Source organism: Bacillus sp. ok061 (genome assembly GCF_900108285.1).
Lineage (GTDB): Bacteria > Bacillota > Bacilli > Bacillales > Bacillaceae_G > Bacillus_A > Bacillus_A thuringiensis_S.
The window spans coordinates 1-17,608 of record NZ_FNUW01000045.1; the positions used below are offsets into that span (position 1 = coordinate 1).

A 17,608-nucleotide genomic window follows, 5' to 3' on the forward strand; every position below is an offset into this window, starting at 1 on the left:
TATGGGAGAAATATAAGGATATCGCTAGAAAAAACAAACTAACAGTTACAGGGAAAAAGTTGTACAAAGTACGCTGTTCAACTATAGAGCGAAGCTTTGCGGACGCCAAAGAACTACATGGCTATCGATATGCTCGATTTCGGGGGCTGAAGTCTGTCCAAATGCAGGCTTATCTCACCGCAACTTGTCAAAACATGAAAAAAATAGCCCTCCATCTGACCAAAAAAGGTCTGGTGGAGGGCTATTTTTTTGAAACTCTATTATTTTATGTTGTTTTTATTCGCTAAAATCAAAATGATTCCAGAGTGTGGGGAACCCTAAAGGGTTTCCCAACACTCTGAGAAACTATGTTTAATAGTTTCTGTTTTTTTATTTTGTCAATTAAATGTAACAAACTACGATTATGATTTGAATCAATTGAAAATAATTCAATAAATACTATTTAAATTGAGATGTTTGGTAGGAGGAAAAGGAATGTTAAATAAAATAATTTTAATTACTGGTGGTACAGGTTCGTGGGGGCATGAACTTATAAAACAACTATTAGAAAAATCACCGAAAGAAATTAGAATTTTTTCAAGAAATGAAACGGTTCAGTTTGAAATGCAGCAACAGTTTATAAATGATGATAGGTTAAAATTTATAATTGGAGATATTCGTGATAAAGATCAACTAGTCTATGCTTGCCAAGGTGTACATTATGTATTCCATCTTGCAGCTTTAAAACACGTTCCAGTATGTGAGTATTATCCTTATGAAGCTATAAAAACTAACATACATGGTACGCAAAATGTAATTGAAGCCTCTATACAGATGCAAGTTGAAAAAGTTATATATGTTTCAACGGATAAAGCAGCTGATCCATCAAATACGTATGGGATGACAAAAGCAATTGGTGAAAAATTAATGGTTCATGCGAATATACAAACGAAGAAAACAAAATTCATTTGTGTTCGTGGTGGAAATGTTTTAGGGACGAGTGGAAGTGTAGTACCGCTTTTTAAACAACAAATTAAAAAATCTTCACAAGTAGGGATTACCGATGCGAATATGACTAGATTTTTCTTAACAGTTGAAGATGCTGTTGGAATGTTATTTAAAGCCGTATATCAAGGTAGAGGCGGGGAAATCTTTGTTATGAAAATGCCGGCATGTAAAATAACAGATTTAGCGGAAATATTAATTGAAGATTCGGAAAAAGAAAACATTAAGGTAAAAAAGGTAGGGATAAGACCGGGTGAAAAATTAAGTGAAATGCTTCTATCTGAGGTAGAGAGTAAAACAAGTATAAGTTTTGATCAAAATTATTTTGTGGTACTACCGACTATTCCTATAGAAGGACTTCAAGAATATTATTCTAGCTATCCGCTAGTGGATGTGAAGAGTTTTAGTTCTCAACAAGACTTGCTTGCAAAACATGAGGTGAAACAAATGCTATTAAAAGGAGGGTTTTTGCGATGAAAAAAAATGCGAGCCTTTTAATAACTGGTGCAAATGGTTTCACAGGACGCCATGCTTGCCAATATTTTTTAGAGCAGGGCTTTTATGTAATTCCTATGTTTCAAAATCGTGCACATAGAGAAAAAATTAGAAATGGTATTACTTGTAATTTAACTAATAAGAGCGAAGTAATGAAGGTAATGAAACAAATAAAGCCAGACTACGTATTGCATTTAGCAGGAAGGAATTCGGTTATAGAATCTTGGACAGCTGCTCTTGAGTATATAGAGATTAATGTAATAGGAACGTTATATTTATTAGAAGCAATTAAGCAAGAAGCCTCGCATTGTAGAACATTAGTTATAGGATCTGCTTTGCAAGCAGATAGTATGAACGAAATAAAAATTTCAAATCCATATAGTTTAAGTAAAACGATGCAAGTCATTATTGCAGAGGCTTGGGGAGGATTAATGGATTCAAATATTATCATTGCAAAGCCCTCAAACTTAATTGGTCCAGGGGAATCGAATGGCATTTGTTCGATTCTCGCAAAGAAAATGATAGATATAGAATCAGGTAGAAGTAAAGCCATTATTGAAGTAAACAGTTTAAAAGATAGTAGAGATTTTCTAGATGTACGTGATGCGGTTAAAGCGTATCATGTGTTATTACGAGATGGAATAAATGGAAAACAATATAATATCGGATCAGGAGTAAAACGATCTTTATTAGATGTACTAGAACAATATAAAAAATTAACACAGCTAAATTTTTTTATAGAGGAAACAGAGAAAAGTGGGAGCGACTCAAATGAGAGTTTAGCAATAGAGGAAATAAAAAGGTTAGGTTGGATCCCAGAAATTGAATTTCATCAATCATTAAAAGATGTACTTGAGTATGCGAAGTGTAGTGACATCTGCATTCAATGAAAAGCAAAAAAGGGTGTAAGAAATATATGAATGGTTATGAAGTAATAGATAATCAAAATACGCTATTTCTTTCAATTGTTGATACGCTGGACTGGAGAGATGAAGAAGCGCATGTATTGCGTCTTTATGAGGCAATACATAAATATCAAGCGTATGTAGAAGAAAAAAGGGTTAATCGAATAAATTCAGCATTAGAGACCGAAACTAGGTATGTGATTCAAATCTTTGCTCAATATGAGTGTAGTGAGTATGGAAATGATTTTTATGAACTCATTAAAGATCTTTTACAAGATATAGAGGTGGAGTTAAAGAGTTATATAAAAAATAATAAGTTTATTTACATTTAAAAGGTAAATATAAAGCTAGATTTTTAATAATAAAGGTGGGTATAAGTTATGAGCAAAACGATTCTTTTTACTGGGGGCGGTACAGCCGGACACGTTATGATTAATATTGTATTAATTCCTAAATTTATAGAGCAAGGATGGAGAGTCGAGTATATTGGATCCAAAAATGGAATTGAAAAATCATTAGTGCAAAATGTTAAATACAATAGTGTTTCAACGGGCAAGCTTAGGAGATATTGGGATTGGGAGAATTTTAAAGATCCTTTTAAAATTATAAGCGGTTGTTTACAAAGTTATAAATTAATTAAGAAAACAAAGCCTGACGTTATCTTTTCAGCAGGAGGATTTGTTTCAGTTCCTGTAGCTATAGGAGCATGGTTAAATCGTGTGCCTATAATTATACGTGAACCAGATAGCACATTAGGACTTGCCAATAAAATAGCATTACCTTTTGCTACAAAGCTATGCACAACATTTCCTCAGACAGGAGAAAATGTAAGTAATGAGAAGAAGGTTTATGTAGGACCGATTGTAAGGGAAGAAATTGAGAAGGGTAACGTATTACGAGGAAGAAGATATTGTGAATTTCAGCAAGATAAACCAGTATTATTAATTATGGGTGGGAGTCAGGGTGCTAAGTGGATAAATGATATGGTAAGGAAATGTTTAGATACAATACTATTAAACTTTAATATTATTCATATATGTGGTAAAGGGAAGGTAGACCCATCTATTGGCATGGAGGGGTATATGCAATTTGAATATATAGGCGACGAGTTGCCGCATATACTAAATATGGCAAGTGTTGTAGTTTCCAGAGCGGGTTCTACTGCTATTTCTGAATTGTTATTTTTGAAGAAACCGATGTTGCTTATCCCGTTAACTAACAGTTCCAGTAGGGGAGATCAAGTTTTAAATGCTGAATATTTTTCACGGCAAGGATATGCGGAAGTTATACTCCAAGACAGAGTAAGTACGAATACATTTATACATGCAGTAAATAAGTTGTATACAAATAAGGAGAAATATATTCAAAACATGAATGGGTATAAGAAAACAAATGATGAGGGGATTCATCAATTAATAGATATAATAAATGAAGTGGTGAAGTAATAGAAATATAGTAAAAAGGAAAGAAGGTATCTTCTTTCCTTTTTACTATATTTGTTCCAATTCATTATTATTTATTCTAATTAGCTTGTACTATGGGTGAATGCCGTTTTCTAATAGCTCAGTAAATGCATTAATATGAATAGGTTTACTGTAATAATAACCTTGAATAAACTGACATTTATTTTTTTGAAGGAAATTTACGTGCTCTTTCGTTTCTACACCTTCAGCAATGACAGACATTCCTAGTGTATTTGCTAATGTGATAATCGTTTTAATAATTTCCATTCCATCATCACATGTTTCAGACATTGTAATAAATTCTCTCGGGATTTTTAACGTATCAATTGGATATAAAGGTAAGTAGGCTAGCGAAGAATAACCTGTACCAAAGTCGTCGATTGAAATGTGAATCCCTAAACTTTTTAGTGTACGCAGTTTTATCAATGTTTCTCGTTCATCCATCATCGCAATTCGCTCTGTTAATTCAAGATCAAGAGAGCTTGCTGGTAAACCTGTATTTGTTAAAGTAGAAGAAATAGATTTTACAAAATCCTCTTGTTCAAATTCTTTAGCAGATAAATTTACACCTATTTTTAAATGTGAATATCCGAGTGCGTGCCAACGTTTCATTTGCTTACAAGCCTGCTCTAATGTCCATTTTCCTATTGAAATAATTTGTAGTGTTTCTTCTGCAATCGGAATAAACTCGTATGGAGAAATAATACCTAATTCAGGATGATTCCACCTAATTAAAGCTTCTGCACCGATAATTTTATTAGATTTACTATCAACTTGAGGTTGATACAAAAGGAACAATTCTTCATTTTGTAGTGCGTTTGGTAAATCTTTTTCTAATCGTAATCGTCTTTCAATTTTTTTAGCGATTACATCGTCATAAATAGAGACAGAATTAAGCTCTTTTGCTTTTGCATCATACATTGCAACATTAGCGTTTTTCAGAAGTGTAGCGGTATCGATTCCGGAATGTGGATAAATAGCGATGCCGATACTCAGTGATAAAGTTAATTTATGCTCATGTATGATGAATGATTTTTTCATGCATTCAAATAATTGGTTGCATAATTGGAATAAGTAATCTTCGTCAGTATAGTTTTCAATTATGATTGTAAATTCATCGCCACCGATTCTTGAAAGATGAGTATGTGATGGAAGACATGATTGGAATCGCTTTGCTACTTCTTCTAATATGTAATCTCCTGACGAATGTCCAAGTGTATCGTTAATTGCTTTAAAGCGATCTAAATCTAAATATAATAAGGCAAACTCGCTTTCTGTTATTTTAGTATTTTTTATAACTCTCTTTAATTTCTTATGGAAAAAGGCGCGGTTCCCAATTTTCGTTACAGTGTCATGGAACGCTAAATATTTTATTTCTTCTTGCTGTTTTTTTAGTGCAGTAATATCTTTCACCATAATATAGCTTCCTGAAATTTGTCCGTCTATTATAATAGGAATGATTGTAACGTATAAAAAATAAGTAAAGCCATCTTTATATTGAGAACTAAGTTGTAAGGATGCCGATTCTTGTTGTTTCACTTTCTCTAATGCCAATGCTAGCTTATGCTTATCTTCATCTAAAATAATCGAAAAACAAGTTTCACCGAGTAACTCATCTGTTGGTGCTCCAAGTAGTACACTCCCAGCCTTATTTACATTTAAGAATATTCCATTTAAATCAATGGTGAAAATAGGGTCAGGATGATATTCATATAATGATTTGAATTTTTGTTGTTTTTGAGAAAGAGCCTCTGATTTATGAACTAAATCAGAAGTCCGTAAAGTAACTTTTTCTTCAAGTTGGGCATTAAATGCCTGCAAACGTTTTGTTAAGGAATTGTTTTGCATACGTACGATAGAATGACGAATGAGTACGAAAATAAAAGTAATACAATTTCCTGTAATGAGAGTTGAAGATGATGTTTGTTCTTTTAATGTAAACCCGATTAGTATTGCAACAGCAAGATAGGGAAATACAACTAAAGCTTTTTTTCCTATTATAGGGTTTACAATGAAATAATTTTTATGGCTATTATGATCTTCTGAAATAGAGCCAGCTATTGCAATAAGTAATATAGGTATTCTATATAAAAGACGTAATAATGTTATCGTTTCAGTTGATAAATGGTTATTTAAGTAAAAATAAATATAGTTAAAAGTTGCAGAACTTATTAATACAAAAATAAAAATATAAATTTTCCGTTTGGAATTAAAAATTGTTGGACGGAAAAAGAGACTAACACCTAGCAGTAGAAATAATAAATCTGCAATTGGGTATAAAAATGAAAGGAAAACATCTCCTAGTGAAAGAGCGAATATATTTAAATTTGGCTGATTAAATAAATACCATTCTAATGTAAATATGGAAGTAAGCACTATGCATATATCACAAATAAAGAATGCTTTTTCCCATTTATTGCATTCCTTTAAAATTTTATAGCAGAAAGCGATAAGACAGAAAAGTAGAAAAAACATGTAAAATACATCAGAAATAGTAAAACGATCTATTGGAATTTCGAAGAAGCTATCCTGATATGTATATACTATTTTCCCTAATAAAAAACTACCAATTGCTATTGTAATACATATCCAAAATGGATTTGAACTGACTTTTTTAGAATATATAGAGTAAATCAGTGATACAAATGTAATGGCTTCAACGATAAGTGAAGCGAAGCGTACATCTGAATTTGAAAAATAAGTAGGGAACAGATAGAAAAACATAAAATAGATTGAATAGCATATTAACGTCCCAATTAATATACATAATTGTAAATTTTTATTTAATTTCAATGAAATCACCTTCTTTAATTATGCACTATGTTCGTTATATCTATACATAATAATATTATTTAAGAATTGTATCAGATTTCCTTATAAAAATCATGTTTATAAGGAAAGTGTTAAAGAGTGTAAGTATTCTTAAAGTTGAAAAAATATTACAGTTGATAGTATAGACTGTATCAAGACTTTAAATAGAAATTGTATATTTAGTCATCCTTTGAATTGTAAAGTTTTTTTATTGATTTGTAAGTGGAGATGCAAAATTGCATATAAAATGATGAGGATCTTTTTTAGGTGAGCTTTTTATTTTTTAATCTGAAAATTAACATTTGTGAAAATGTTGAGAAAGGATGTAAAATAAGAACGTGTATTCTTACAGAGTAGATAGTATTGCCACTAAATAGGGAGGTTTTTTTATGATATATCGAATTAAAGATGCAGAAATATACTATGAAATTGTGGGAGAGGGTAAACCGGTCATTATCATACATGGCTGCTCCCCTGACCATAGGTTAATGATGAAATGTATGGAATCAGTATTTCAGAAATATGAAGGTTATAAGCGAATATATATTGATTTACCTGGTATGGGAAAATCGAATGCTCCAAATTGGATAAATAGTTCAGATCGTATAGTAGAGGTGCTTATCACATTTATTGAGGAAATCATTTCTACTGAAAAATTTTTATTGGTAGGAGAATCATATGGAGGCTATTTAGCCAAAGGTATACTTACAAAGATGTTTGAGAGAGTTAGCGGATTACTATTAGTATGTCCTGTTGTTGTAGCGGAGCCAGAAAAAAGGATTCTTCCAGATAAACAGGTAATTGTACAAGATGAGGAATTTTTAAATACGCTTACTTCCACGGAAAGAGAGGGATTTTGTGAGTTAGCTGTAATAGCAAATCAATATACATATACGCGATTTAAAGAAGAAATTAAGCCTGGGTTAGATGTTGCTAATTATGAATTTATTGAAAGGTTGCAAAAGAATTACTCTCTTACTATGGATTTTCAGCGTGAAAAATATGAAAAACCCGTTCTTTTACTGACTGGAAGACAAGATATAGCAGTAGGTTATCAAAATATTATAGAAATTATTGAAGAATATCCAAGGGCAACATTAGCAGTGTTAGATATGGCAGGGCATAATTTGCAGATTGAACAGCCTGAATTATTTGAAAGTTTAGTAGGAGAATGGATTAGACGAACAAATCAGCACGTTTTATAAAGTATTTTAGTATTACGCTTAAGTGTTGAAATGGGATAAATGAACGTGATTTATTAACTAATAAACAATTTTAAGGAGAAATTATGAGCACATATATTTATATGGTTAGACATGGTGAATCACCAAAACTAGAAGGAAATGAAAGAATGCGCGGGTTAACTGAGAAGGGACATATGGATGCCCGTAGAGTAACTGATATATTAAAAGCGGAGAGAATTGATACTTTTATTTCCAGTCCCTATAATCGGGCTATGTTAACGATAGAGGAGTCAGCTAATTTCCATGAAAAAGAAATAGTAATATATGAAAATCTTAAAGAGTGTATGTTTTCAAGTGAGGATCAGGTTATATCAGACAAAGAGGTGTATCCACTTGTACAGAAGATGTTCTCTAATCCGGACTTTGCACGAACGGAAGGAGAGTCATATGCAGATTGCCAGAGAAGAGTAGTGAAGGTATTAAAAGAAATCTTAATAGATTTTCAAGGACGCAAAATTGTAATTGGTACACATGGGCTTGTCATGACATTAATGATGAACTATTTTGATAAACAATATGGTTTTGAATTTTTAATGAATACGTCAAAACCGGATATATATAAGATGGAGTTTAAAGAAGAACAATTAATGAATGTAGAGAGATTATGGAAAGCGGAATAAAATTAGTTGCATGGATTTTGTTGTAAAAGCTACTTTTATAGCAAAGTCTTTTTTGTTTGAATAGAAAGCATCTTTATCAACTATTTTTAGAATGTTAAATCAATAAGTAATTATTCAGTATTTGAATAAATTATGGGGGAATTGGTTTGGGGAAACAATTTTAAATGTGTCAAAACTCCAAACGTTGGATTTATATTCAATACGTGAAAAAGATGTAGAATTTTGTCTTACTGTCCCCGTTTACTTTTCATTTCATTACATATAGGCTTTGTGGTGTAAAGGAGAAAATCGCCTTTACACAAAATTTATAAGGAGGACATTGTGATGAAAAAGATTAAAAAGTTTGTGGGAGTAGCTTTAGCAGGTACGATTGGATTAAGTGGACTACTGTTTTTAGAACCAAGTGTAAGCGTTGCGGAAGCACAGCAAGTGAAAGTGGAAAATTTCAATACAATTGATGTAACAATGAACCTAAATGAATTGTATGTATTAAGTGGCAGAAGCATTGATATTCTTTCTGGAGATAAAGAAGCAATTCAGTTAAATAAATACACAATTAGTTTTAATAAACCTGGGAAGTATGTGATTAAAGTAAATGGCTGTATTCATGATGATGTATATACTTTTATTGTGAATGAGTAGTATATATTCTTAAATTGCGAGATAAAAACAGAAACACCCTATTTGCGGTGAGAGTCGTAAATAGGGTGAATTTATTTGTATTAAGCTGTACTTTAAATATGTTCACTAATTTTCTTTTTGTTATGTAAAGTATGTAAAAGTGTTTGAAACATCTTAAATGATTGCTGAAAGATTGGACTTTGAATAAAGGTGTACAGAAAAGTTACGATGAAAACAGGACCTCCTAGCATAAATCCAATAACTAGTACAATACATTCTACTATGATTCTAGCACGGCTAATAGAAAGTCCTGTTTTGTCGGAAATAGTAAGCATGAATCCATCACGGGGTCCAGCGCCAACCCCAGCCGCAACGTACATCCCTCCCCCGATACCTGTAATGGCAATACCAGAAAATAAAATGAGTAAGTTTATCCATAAATAATTACTAGCGTCTGGAAGCATGTTTGATTGTAAGAAAAAGTCCATAATGGGACCGATAAGTAGTGCATTCAAAAATGTACCCACATTTATATATTTTCGATCTACTAGTAAAGATATTAGAACGAGACATAACCCACATATGACACTCCACGTACCAATGCTCCATCCAAACTTTTGGTAGAGAGCCATATTTAAAACTTCCCAAGGGTGCAAGCCTAGAAATTTTACTTTGACTGCAAGAGCATTTCCAAGGCCAAAGAAAATTAATCCTAAGAAAAAAAGAAAATAGCGAAAGAGAGTTAACCTCATCTTTAAAACCTCCCATATTTTATAATTATGTATGTTACCTGTTACGGTTTTAATGTACAAATATTATGTCTTTTTATCATTCGTTTAAAAAGGTTAACAATGTAAATGAAATATACATCTTCACAGTCAAAAAAGTTAAAATATTTCTTTTTAAGGATTATAATGGAGAGAGAAACATAAAAGGGAGTGAATGAACTTGAAGCAAGAACTTATTGAAAGATTTACGAGATATGTGAAAATTGATACGCAATCAAATGAAGAAAGCCATACAGTACCAACAACACCAGGACAAATTGAGTTTGGTAAGTTATTAGTGGAAGAGCTAAAAGAAATTGGGTTAGCAGAAGTAACGATGGATGATAATGGCTATGTAATGGCAACACTTCCAGCTAATACGGACAAGGATGTTCCTGTGATCGGATTTTTAGCTCATTTAGATACGGCAACAGACTTTACGGGGAAAAACGTCAAACCACAAATTCATGAAAATTTTGATGGTAATGCAATTACGTTAAATGAAGAGCTAAATGTTGTGTTAACACCAGAGCAGTTCCCAGAATTACCATCATATAAAGGACATACCATTATTACAACTGATGGTACAACACTTCTAGGAGCAGATGATAAAGCTGGTCTTACAGAAATTATGGTTGCAATGAACCATTTAATACATAATCCGCAAATTAAGCACGGGAAAATAAGAGTAGCATTTACACCAGATGAAGAAATTGGTCGTGGGCCAGCGCATTTTGATGTAGAGGCGTTTGGTGCATCATTTGCTTATACGATGGATGGAGGTCCATTAGGTGGTTTAGAGTATGAAAGTTTTAATGCTGCAGGTGCTAAGTTAACGTTTAACGGAACGAATACACATCCTGGAACAGCGAAAAATAAAATGCGCAATGCAACTAAACTGGCTATGGAGTTTAACGGGTATTTACCAGTAGAAGAGGCACCAGAGTATACTGAAGGATACGAAGGGTTCTACCATTTACTCTCTTTAAATGGTGATGTTGAGCAAAGTAAAGCATATTATATTATTCGAGATTTTGATCGTGAAAATTTTGAAACACGTAAAAATACCATTGAAAATATTGTGAAACAAATGCAAGAGAAGTATGGGAAAGATGCAGTCGTTTTAGAAATGAATGATCAATACTATAACATGCTTGAAAAAATTGAACCGGTAAGAGAAATTGTTGATATTGCATATGAAGCAATGAAAAGTTTAGACATTGAACCAAATATTCATCCGATTCGCGGAGGAACAGATGGATCACAATTATCATATATGGGATTACCGACGCCGAATATTTTCACTGGTGGTGAAAACTATCACGGTAAATTTGAGTATGTTTCGGTAGGTACTATGGAAAAAGCTGTTCAAGTTATTGTAGAAATTGCAAGACGTTTTGAGGAGCAAGCTTAAAAAAGAACCAAGTAGTACGAATGTGCTACTTGGTTCTTTTAATATAGTACTCGCCACAAATAAAAAGTCGCATAAGATTCCCAATTAGCCCAGTTTGCCGCAAAATCTTTTATTTCATTTTTAGTCGGTTTATTTTCGGATCCTGTTATAAATTTAATTGCATTATGGAGACCAACATCATCAATTGGAAAAGCTGAAGGAAATCTTAAACAACGCATTAAAACATAGTTGGCAGTCCATGGTCCTATACCATGGATAGCAGTTAATTGTTTCTCAGCAACCTTTACATCTTGTGTTTGCAGTAAATCCTCTTTTGATAGTTTTCTCTCTGTAATAAGCTTCGCAATACCGATTAAATATTCACATTTTCTAGTCGTCATTTTTAATTGTTGGAGATCTTCTATATGTAGATTTGCAATTGTTTCAGGTGATGGGAATATCCAATGTTTTCTACCGTCCCATTCTACATAACTTCCAAATTGCTCAACTAATCTTCTTTTTAGTGTATAAGCATATGTTAGGTTAATTTGTTGACCGATAATTCCCCAGGAAAGTGCCTCAAATAAGTCTGGAATACCTAAATTACGAAGGCCATAATATTGTTCAATTGGTCCTTGAAGGAGTAAATCATGTTTAGCTAATGTATAAAAAGGGGCTAAATCAGTAGTTAAATCAAACCATTCTTTTACATAGTTAGCTACAGCATCGCTTACCCATCTTTCATGAGTATATAACTCTCCTAAAAAACGTATTTGAACATTGCCATCAGTATTCAAACTAATTTCAACTAAAGGATTTACATCTTGCACAGGGATAACTTTATAAATTTTGTTGTCTTCAATATGGAACATACATTCATTGTTAGAACGTAATAGATAACGTAAATTTTCTTGGAAACAAAATTCTTTCGGAACTGCTACAGATAATGCGCTATTATATTCTGCTGTCATATGAATTCCACCTGCACCTCTTCTAATGCAAGCAATTTTTTCTTCATTTCTAATCCACCCCTAAATCCGGTTAGTTTCCCATTCTTCCCAATAACGCGGTGACAAGGAATTGTAATAAGAAGAGGGTTAGCAGCAATAGCGGAAGCAACGGCGCGCACAGCTTTAGGTTTTTGAATTCTTTCAGCAATTTCTGTATAAGAATATGTCTCTCCATAAGGAATTTCACGTACCGTATTCCAAACAGATAATTGAAAATTAGTTCCATAAGCATCGATAGGGAATGTAAAAGTTTCTCGCTTGTTTTCTAAATACTCGATAATTTCTTTCGTATATATTTGCAAGTAATCTGGACTATGGATCAATATATGTTGGGGCAGTTTTTTTCTAGCCCATATATTTAATTCTTCAAAGTTTTCTTCTTGTGATCCAATGAAACATAGTCCATTTTCAGTTGCAGCAATATGAAATCGCCAATTTTTATGTGTAAGTAGCGTCCAATATATATAATTATTTTTGTAGGAATTCATTATCGTATCCCTCTTTCATTTCGTTCTTTTTTCGATATTCAGTAGGAGTAAATCCGGTTTTCTTTTTAAATAAAGTTGCGAAATACTCTGGGTTTTCTATCCCGACAGCAGTACTAATTTCTTTAATAGATTGATTTGTGTGTAAAAGGTATTCGGTTGCTTTAAGAACCCTGAATTGTTGTATATATTCTATAGGAGTTAGTCCTATTATTCTTTTGAAAGTACGCTGTAAATGAAAAGGGCTACCGTGACACATTTCCGCAAGCATGTCGAGAGTTAAGGATTCGTCATAATGCTTTTCGATATAGTCTTTAATTTGTTCTACCCACTCTTCATTAGGTAAAGTGATCCCGTTTGGCTTACAACGTTTGCACGGGCGAAAGTTTTCACTTAATGCTTGTTCTGCATGATGAAAAATTCGTACATTGTTTCTATTCGGTATTCTTGATTTGCATGATGGCCTGCAAAAGATTCCAGTTGATTTCACAGCATAAAAGAATTTGCTATCATAGGAAGAATCATTATGAATAATTGCTTGCCAATACTCATTTGTTAATGTAACTCTTTCGTTGTACAAAGAACATCACCTCTGAAATTAGTATAACCTGAATAAAGTGCGTATGTATGTATTCATAAATGTAAGAGCAAGATTACAAAGGTGAAAATATGATTGTTTTTCTATTTTTTGATAGCATGAAATTTGGAAATAAACATCAAGAGGAGGGCTAAAAGTGAAGTTAATTTCATGGAATGTAAATGGTTTGCGAGCAGTTATCGCAAAAGGTGGATTTTTGGAATATCTTGAGGAATCAAGTGCTGATATATTTTGTCTACAAGAGATTAAATTACAAGAAGGGCAAATTGATTTAAATCTAGAGGGATATTATACATACTGGAATTATGCTGTGAAAAAAGGATATTCAGGAACGGCTATTTTTTCGAAAAAAGAACCGCTTTCAGTTACATATGGTTTAGGCATTGAAGAGCATGATCAAGAAGGGCGACTTATTACTTTAGAATTCGAAGATTTTTACATGATAACGTTATATACACCAAATTCAAGACGTGGATTAGAACGATTAGATTACAGAATGAAATGGGAAGATGATTTCAGGTCCTATATCAAACGATTAGATGAGAAAAAAACAGTTATTTTTTGTGGAGACTTAAATGTTTCTCATAAAGAAATCGATTTGAAAAATCCAAAAAGTAATCGTAAAAACCCTGGATTCTCTGATGAGGAACGAGAGAAATTTACATGTATTTTAGAAGAAGGATTTGTTGATACGTATCGTTATCTTTATCCTAATCAAGAAGGTGCATATTCGTGGTGGTCGTATCGGATGGGAGCGAGAGCAAAAAATATTGGATGGCGTTTAGGTTATTTTGTTGTTTCGGAAAGAATGAAAGACCAAATAACAGAAGTGAAAATTAATAGTGAAGTAATGGGATCAGACCATTGTCCAGTTGAATTATATATAAATTTCTAAAAAAAGAAGTATCTCTCTAATATTAGGTGGATACTTCTTTTTTTATTCAGTTTGTTAAAATTTTTCAAATCATTCTTGAAATAATTTCATATTAAATATATACTTAGTAACGATAATCATTATCAGTGAAAAGGATTATCAAGTGATAAAGGTGTAAAAGAATTATAGTCTAGGGGAAGTGAACGAGAATGAGTTCTGGATAAAATTATTAATCTAATGAAATATATATATGGGACAAGATTCATATAGTTAAATTTTATTGAGAATATAGTTTGAAAATTCGAGAGGAGACATATAAAGATGAACAAGAAATTATTTACTTTAGGAATGGTTACAGTTTTAAGTGTAGGTTTAGCGGCATGTAATAGTGCGGATAAAACTTCAGGCGAGCAAAAACAACAGACAAAAGCTACGGAAACGAAAAAAGATGAAAAGCGAAAAATTACATATTTAGGTAAAGAATATACAGTGCCAGCAAAAGTAGATAAAATTGCGACAGCTAGTTTAGAGTCAATGGAAGATGCGGCAGTACTTGGAATTAAACCAGTTGGTGCCATTACTGTGGGTGGTAAATTACCGAAGTATCTTGAGAAAGATTTAGAAGGTGCGAAATCTGTTGGTGAGAAAATGGAACCAAATTTCGAAACATTACTTCAATTAAAACCAGACGTTATTACATCAAGTACGAAATTCCCAGCAGAAACAGCTGAAAAGTTTACGAAAGTAGCTCCTACATTCCCGGTATCACACGTTTCAACAAATTGGGAAGATAACTTAAAGTTAATGGGAGAATTAACTGGTAAAAAAGATAAAGCAGAAAAAATTATTAAAGACTACAATTCGGACGCTGAAAAAGCAAAAGCAAAACTAGGAGATAAGTTAAAAGATAAAAAAGTACTTGTCATTAGACTAAGAGCAAATGACTTATTCCTATACCCAGAAGGAGTATACTTTAACCCCGTAATTTATAAAGATCTTGGACTAACTGCTCCAGAACAACTTAAAACGGTAAAAGCACAAGAAAAAATTTCTTTAGAAAAATTAGCTGAAGTTAATCCTGATTATATCTTCTTACAATACGAGGCAAGTGAAAATAATAAACCGAAAGTGCTAGAAGACATTGAAAATAATCCAATTTGGCAAAGTATGAACGCTGCGAAGGAAAAGAAAGTATTTGTAAATGTTGTAGACCCAATGGCACAAGGTGGTACAGCTTGGAGTAAAACAGCATTCTTAAAAGAAGCAGTGAAAGATTTATCTAAATAATACAATAAGTAAGGTGCGTTGAATGATATGCAGAAAACAAATGCAGTACCAGTAACTATATTATGTATAGCACCCATACTCATCTTATTTACAGTTATACTTTCGATTTTGTATGGGGCAAAAAGTATTGACGCTGAAACAGTGTGGAACGCATTATTTCATTTTGATTCAAGCGATGTAAATCATAATATTATTATTACTTCACGTTTACCAAGGGTAGTTGCAGCTCTTTTAGTCGGAGCATTTCTAGCCATATCAGGAGCACTTATGCAGGGGATGACAAGAAACTATCTTGCATCCCCTTCTATTATGGGTGTGACGGATGGCGCTGCCTTTGTTATTACACTTAGCATGATTTTTCTTCCGGGAATGTCATCAATTGGTATGGTTTTATGTTCAATGATTGGTTCTGCACTAGGAGCCGGTATCGTGTTTGGTTTTGGTTCGCTCCTTCAAAATGGCTTATCACCAGTTAGGTTAGCGATTATAGGAACAGTTATTGGAACATTTTTAAGCAGTGTATCGGCTGCAATGGCTTCGTATTTTCAAATTTCTCAAAATGTTAGTTTTTGGTTTAATGCAAAGTTAGATCAAGTAGATCCTAATATCATTAAAATCACGATACCGTTTGGGATAATTGGAATAATTTTAGCACTGTTAATATCAAAATCTATTACCATTCTTTCATTAGGCGAAGAGGTTTCTATTAATTTAGGGCAGCGTACAAAACTAGTCAAAGCGATGGCAATTTTATCAGTTATCTTTTTAACAGGAACAGCAGTTGCTTTAGTGGGGAAAGTTGGTTTTGTAGGTTTAATTATTCCGCACATTACCCGCTTTATAATTGGGGTAGATTATAAGTGGATTTTGCCATGTGCAGGTGTTATTGGTGGCGTTTTCTTAGCGTTATGTGACGTTTTGAGTAGATTTGTAAACTATCCATTTGAAACACCTATTGGAGTCGTTACCTCCTTAATTGGAATTCCTTTCTTCCTTTATTTAATCCGTACTAGAGGAGGAGAGAGACATGCTTAAAAGTTCAAGTCAACGTTTCGGAATGACGATGGGGATTATTATATTTTTAATTTTTGTTGCTATTTATATTAGTTTAACGAACGGTACGTTTGATATTACGATTACGGATGTATTTAAAACACTTTTTAGAATTGATCCAGTACCAGAACATGATCTAGTTATCTTTGATTTTCGTCTTCCACGCATCGTAATTGCTGGGTTAGTAGGATTAGGCCTCGGCGTTGCAGGTGCTGTTATTCAAGGGATTACGAGAAATGGATTGGCAGACCCAGGTATTTTAGGCGTAAATGCAGGAGCAGGAACAGCGATCGTCATTTTTATGTTTTTCTTTCAAGGACAATTAAAAAGCACAGACTGGGTTTCTATTATGATGATGCCAATGTTTGGTTTAGTAGGCGGATTAGGTGCAGCTATCATCATTTATCTGTTTTCTTGGAAAAACGGTAAATTAGATTCGCAGCGACTTTTATTAACAGGGATTGCAATTGGATCAGGATTTGGAGCCTTTTCTATGTACTTATCACTCAAAATGAAGTCAACTGATTTTGAAATGGCCGCAGTGTGGGTGTCTGGAAGCATATATAGTGCGAACTGGAAGTATATTGTGGCTATGTTACCATGGCTTATTATCTTAATTCCGCTTATACAAAAGAAAGCTTATTTATTAGATTTATTTCAATTGGAAGAAACGAGTATTACAAGTTTAGGTGTTTCAGTAGAAAGAGAGAAATCGATTTTACTATTAAGTAGTATCGGGCTTGTGAGCGCATGTGTTGCTGTTTCAGGGAGTATCGGTTTTATTGGCTTAATGGCACCGCATATAGCGAAAAGGCTTGTCGGTATTCAACATAAGTATATAATTCCTACGTGCGGCGTAATCGGAATGTTTCTTGTAATTGCTTCAGACTTTATTGCGAAAACAGTTTTCACACCTGTAGAGCTACCTGTTGGAATCGTTATTTCTATTGTCGGTGTACCGTATTTCTTATATTTACTTTATATGGCGAAAGCGTAAG

Annotated in this window: 17 protein-coding genes and 1 pseudogene; 13 read left to right on the plus strand and 5 right to left on the minus strand. The window is 33.0% G+C overall.

The window, feature by feature from the left end; all coding sequences use genetic code 11:
* The 5 genes and pseudogenes from C4S65_RS31480 to C4S65_RS31500 all read left to right on the plus strand — a co-directional run.
* Nucleotides 1–298, plus strand: a pseudogene (locus C4S65_RS31480) (transposase); the annotation flags it as partial.
* A 176-nt stretch (nucleotides 299–474) separates the two neighbouring features.
* On the plus strand, nucleotides 475–1,461 hold the full coding sequence (locus tag C4S65_RS31485; RefSeq protein WP_061666416.1) for a UDP-N-acetylglucosamine 4,6-dehydratase family protein: 987 nt from the start codon (nucleotides 475–477) through the stop codon (nucleotides 1,459–1,461).
* Nucleotides 1,458–2,369 carry an NAD-dependent epimerase/dehydratase family protein gene (locus C4S65_RS31490; protein WP_061666417.1) on the plus strand — a complete coding sequence of 304 codons (912 nt, stop codon included), beginning with the start codon at nucleotides 1,458–1,460 and terminating at the stop codon, nucleotides 2,367–2,369. Before C4S65_RS31485 ends, C4S65_RS31490 begins: the two co-directional genes overlap by 4 nt.
* Nucleotides 2,366–2,716, plus strand: a complete 351-nt coding sequence (locus C4S65_RS31495) for a DUF6572 domain-containing protein (RefSeq protein ID WP_086407576.1) — start codon at nucleotides 2,366–2,368, stop codon at nucleotides 2,714–2,716. The genes C4S65_RS31490 and C4S65_RS31495 overlap by 4 nt, the downstream gene beginning before the upstream one ends.
* 48 nt (nucleotides 2,717–2,764) lie before the next feature.
* Nucleotides 2,765–3,829 (plus strand): undecaprenyldiphospho-muramoylpentapeptide beta-N-acetylglucosaminyltransferase, encoded by a 1,065-nt coding sequence (locus C4S65_RS31500; RefSeq protein ID WP_000047568.1) that lies wholly within the window; start codon nucleotides 2,765–2,767, stop codon nucleotides 3,827–3,829.
* Nucleotides 3,830–3,919: 90 nt separating this feature from the next.
* On the opposite strand, the gene C4S65_RS31505 is transcribed toward C4S65_RS31500, so the two are convergent.
* Nucleotides 3,920–6,640, minus strand: coding sequence for a bifunctional diguanylate cyclase/phosphodiesterase (locus C4S65_RS31505; RefSeq protein ID WP_000773569.1), 2,721 nt, complete (start codon nucleotides 6,638–6,640; stop codon nucleotides 3,920–3,922).
* Nucleotides 6,641–7,047: 407 nt separating this feature from the next.
* Between C4S65_RS31505 and C4S65_RS31510 the strand changes: the two genes are divergently transcribed.
* From C4S65_RS31510 to C4S65_RS31520, 3 genes are all read left to right on the plus strand, one after another.
* Nucleotides 7,048–7,863 carry an alpha/beta hydrolase gene (locus C4S65_RS31510; RefSeq protein ID WP_061666418.1) on the plus strand — a complete coding sequence of 272 codons (816 nt, stop codon included), beginning with the start codon at nucleotides 7,048–7,050 and terminating at the stop codon, nucleotides 7,861–7,863.
* Between the two features lie 83 nt (nucleotides 7,864–7,946).
* Nucleotides 7,947–8,522: a histidine phosphatase family protein gene (locus tag C4S65_RS31515; protein ID WP_000109171.1), complete on the plus strand. Its 576-nt coding sequence runs from the start codon at nucleotides 7,947–7,949 to the stop codon at nucleotides 8,520–8,522.
* 324 nt (nucleotides 8,523–8,846) lie between these two features.
* Nucleotides 8,847–9,164 (plus strand): hypothetical protein, encoded by a 318-nt coding sequence (locus C4S65_RS31520; RefSeq protein WP_000721347.1) that lies wholly within the window; start codon nucleotides 8,847–8,849, stop codon nucleotides 9,162–9,164.
* Between the two features lie 92 nt (nucleotides 9,165–9,256).
* On the opposite strand, the gene C4S65_RS31525 is transcribed toward C4S65_RS31520, so the two are convergent.
* Nucleotides 9,257–9,895 (minus strand): YitT family protein, encoded by a 639-nt coding sequence (locus C4S65_RS31525; protein WP_001241253.1) that lies wholly within the window; start codon nucleotides 9,893–9,895, stop codon nucleotides 9,257–9,259.
* 196 nt (nucleotides 9,896–10,091) lie between these two features.
* Here C4S65_RS31525 and pepT point away from each other — a divergent pair, with 196 nt between their 5' ends.
* Nucleotides 10,092–11,324, plus strand: coding sequence for a peptidase T (pepT, locus tag C4S65_RS31530; RefSeq protein WP_098838683.1), 1,233 nt, complete (start codon nucleotides 10,092–10,094; stop codon nucleotides 11,322–11,324).
* Between the two features lie 38 nt (nucleotides 11,325–11,362).
* Here pepT and C4S65_RS31535 read toward each other — a convergent pair whose 3' ends face one another.
* From C4S65_RS31535 to C4S65_RS31545, 3 genes are read right to left on the minus strand one after another with little or no spacing between them, the layout of a single operon-like run.
* Nucleotides 11,363–12,274 (minus strand): DNA-3-methyladenine glycosylase, encoded by a 912-nt coding sequence (locus C4S65_RS31535; RefSeq protein WP_061666419.1) that lies wholly within the window; start codon nucleotides 12,272–12,274, stop codon nucleotides 11,363–11,365.
* Nucleotides 12,271–12,801, minus strand: coding sequence for a methylated-DNA--[protein]-cysteine S-methyltransferase (locus C4S65_RS31540; RefSeq protein WP_001089846.1), 531 nt, complete (start codon nucleotides 12,799–12,801; stop codon nucleotides 12,271–12,273). Before C4S65_RS31540 ends, C4S65_RS31535 begins: the two co-directional genes overlap by 4 nt.
* Complete coding sequence (locus C4S65_RS31545; RefSeq protein ID WP_097820435.1) at nucleotides 12,782–13,378, minus strand: bifunctional transcriptional activator/DNA repair enzyme AdaA; 597 nt, start codon at nucleotides 13,376–13,378, stop codon at nucleotides 12,782–12,784. Before C4S65_RS31545 ends, C4S65_RS31540 begins: the two co-directional genes overlap by 20 nt.
* Nucleotides 13,379–13,532: 154 nt before the next feature.
* Between C4S65_RS31545 and C4S65_RS31550 the strand changes: the two genes are divergently transcribed.
* The 4 genes from C4S65_RS31550 to C4S65_RS31565 all read left to right on the plus strand — a co-directional run bounded on the left by C4S65_RS31550 (nucleotide 13,533) and on the right by C4S65_RS31565 (nucleotide 17,607).
* On the plus strand, nucleotides 13,533–14,291 hold the full coding sequence (locus C4S65_RS31550) for an exodeoxyribonuclease III (RefSeq protein WP_097960569.1): 759 nt from the start codon (nucleotides 13,533–13,535) through the stop codon (nucleotides 14,289–14,291).
* A 300-nt stretch (nucleotides 14,292–14,591) separates the two neighbouring features.
* The gene (locus tag C4S65_RS31555) at nucleotides 14,592–15,557 is read left to right on the plus strand and encodes an iron-hydroxamate ABC transporter substrate-binding protein (protein WP_001035497.1); all 966 of its coding nucleotides are present in this window, start codon (nucleotides 14,592–14,594) and stop codon (nucleotides 15,555–15,557) included.
* Between the two features lie 27 nt (nucleotides 15,558–15,584).
* On the plus strand, nucleotides 15,585–16,592 hold the full coding sequence (locus tag C4S65_RS31560; RefSeq protein WP_001173064.1) for an iron ABC transporter permease: 1,008 nt from the start codon (nucleotides 15,585–15,587) through the stop codon (nucleotides 16,590–16,592).
* Nucleotides 16,585–17,607, plus strand: a complete 1,023-nt coding sequence (locus C4S65_RS31565) for an iron ABC transporter permease (RefSeq protein ID WP_000920437.1) — start codon at nucleotides 16,585–16,587, stop codon at nucleotides 17,605–17,607. The genes C4S65_RS31560 and C4S65_RS31565 overlap by 8 nt, the downstream gene beginning before the upstream one ends.
* Nucleotide 17,608: the final 1 nt, after the last annotated feature.

Coding starts and splice junctions, on each gene's coding strand:
- C4S65_RS31485 (WP_061666416.1), top strand. CDS start 475: ATGTTAAATAAAATAATTTTAATTACTGGTGGTACAGGTTCGTGGGGG.
- C4S65_RS31490 (WP_061666417.1), top strand. CDS start 1,458: ATGAAAAAAAATGCGAGCCTTTTAATAACTGGTGCAAATGGTTTCACA.
- C4S65_RS31495 (WP_086407576.1), top strand. CDS start 2,366: ATGAAAAGCAAAAAAGGGTGTAAGAAATATATGAATGGTTATGAAGTA.
- C4S65_RS31500 (WP_000047568.1), top strand. CDS start 2,765: ATGAGCAAAACGATTCTTTTTACTGGGGGCGGTACAGCCGGACACGTT.
- C4S65_RS31510 (WP_061666418.1), top strand. CDS start 7,048: ATGATATATCGAATTAAAGATGCAGAAATATACTATGAAATTGTGGGA.
- C4S65_RS31515 (WP_000109171.1), top strand. CDS start 7,947: ATGAGCACATATATTTATATGGTTAGACATGGTGAATCACCAAAACTA.
- C4S65_RS31520 (WP_000721347.1), top strand. CDS start 8,847: ATGAAAAAGATTAAAAAGTTTGTGGGAGTAGCTTTAGCAGGTACGATT.
- C4S65_RS31525 (WP_001241253.1), bottom strand. CDS start 9,895: ATGAGGTTAACTCTCTTTCGCTATTTTCTTTTTTTCTTAGGATTAATT.
- C4S65_RS31535 (WP_061666419.1), bottom strand. CDS start 12,274: ATGACAGCAGAATATAATAGCGCATTATCTGTAGCAGTTCCGAAAGAA.
- C4S65_RS31540 (WP_001089846.1), bottom strand. CDS start 12,801: ATGAATTCCTACAAAAATAATTATATATATTGGACGCTACTTACACAT.
- C4S65_RS31555 (WP_001035497.1), top strand. CDS start 14,592: ATGAACAAGAAATTATTTACTTTAGGAATGGTTACAGTTTTAAGTGTA.
- C4S65_RS31560 (WP_001173064.1), top strand. CDS start 15,585: ATGCAGAAAACAAATGCAGTACCAGTAACTATATTATGTATAGCACCC.
- C4S65_RS31565 (WP_000920437.1), top strand. CDS start 16,585: ATGCTTAAAAGTTCAAGTCAACGTTTCGGAATGACGATGGGGATTATT.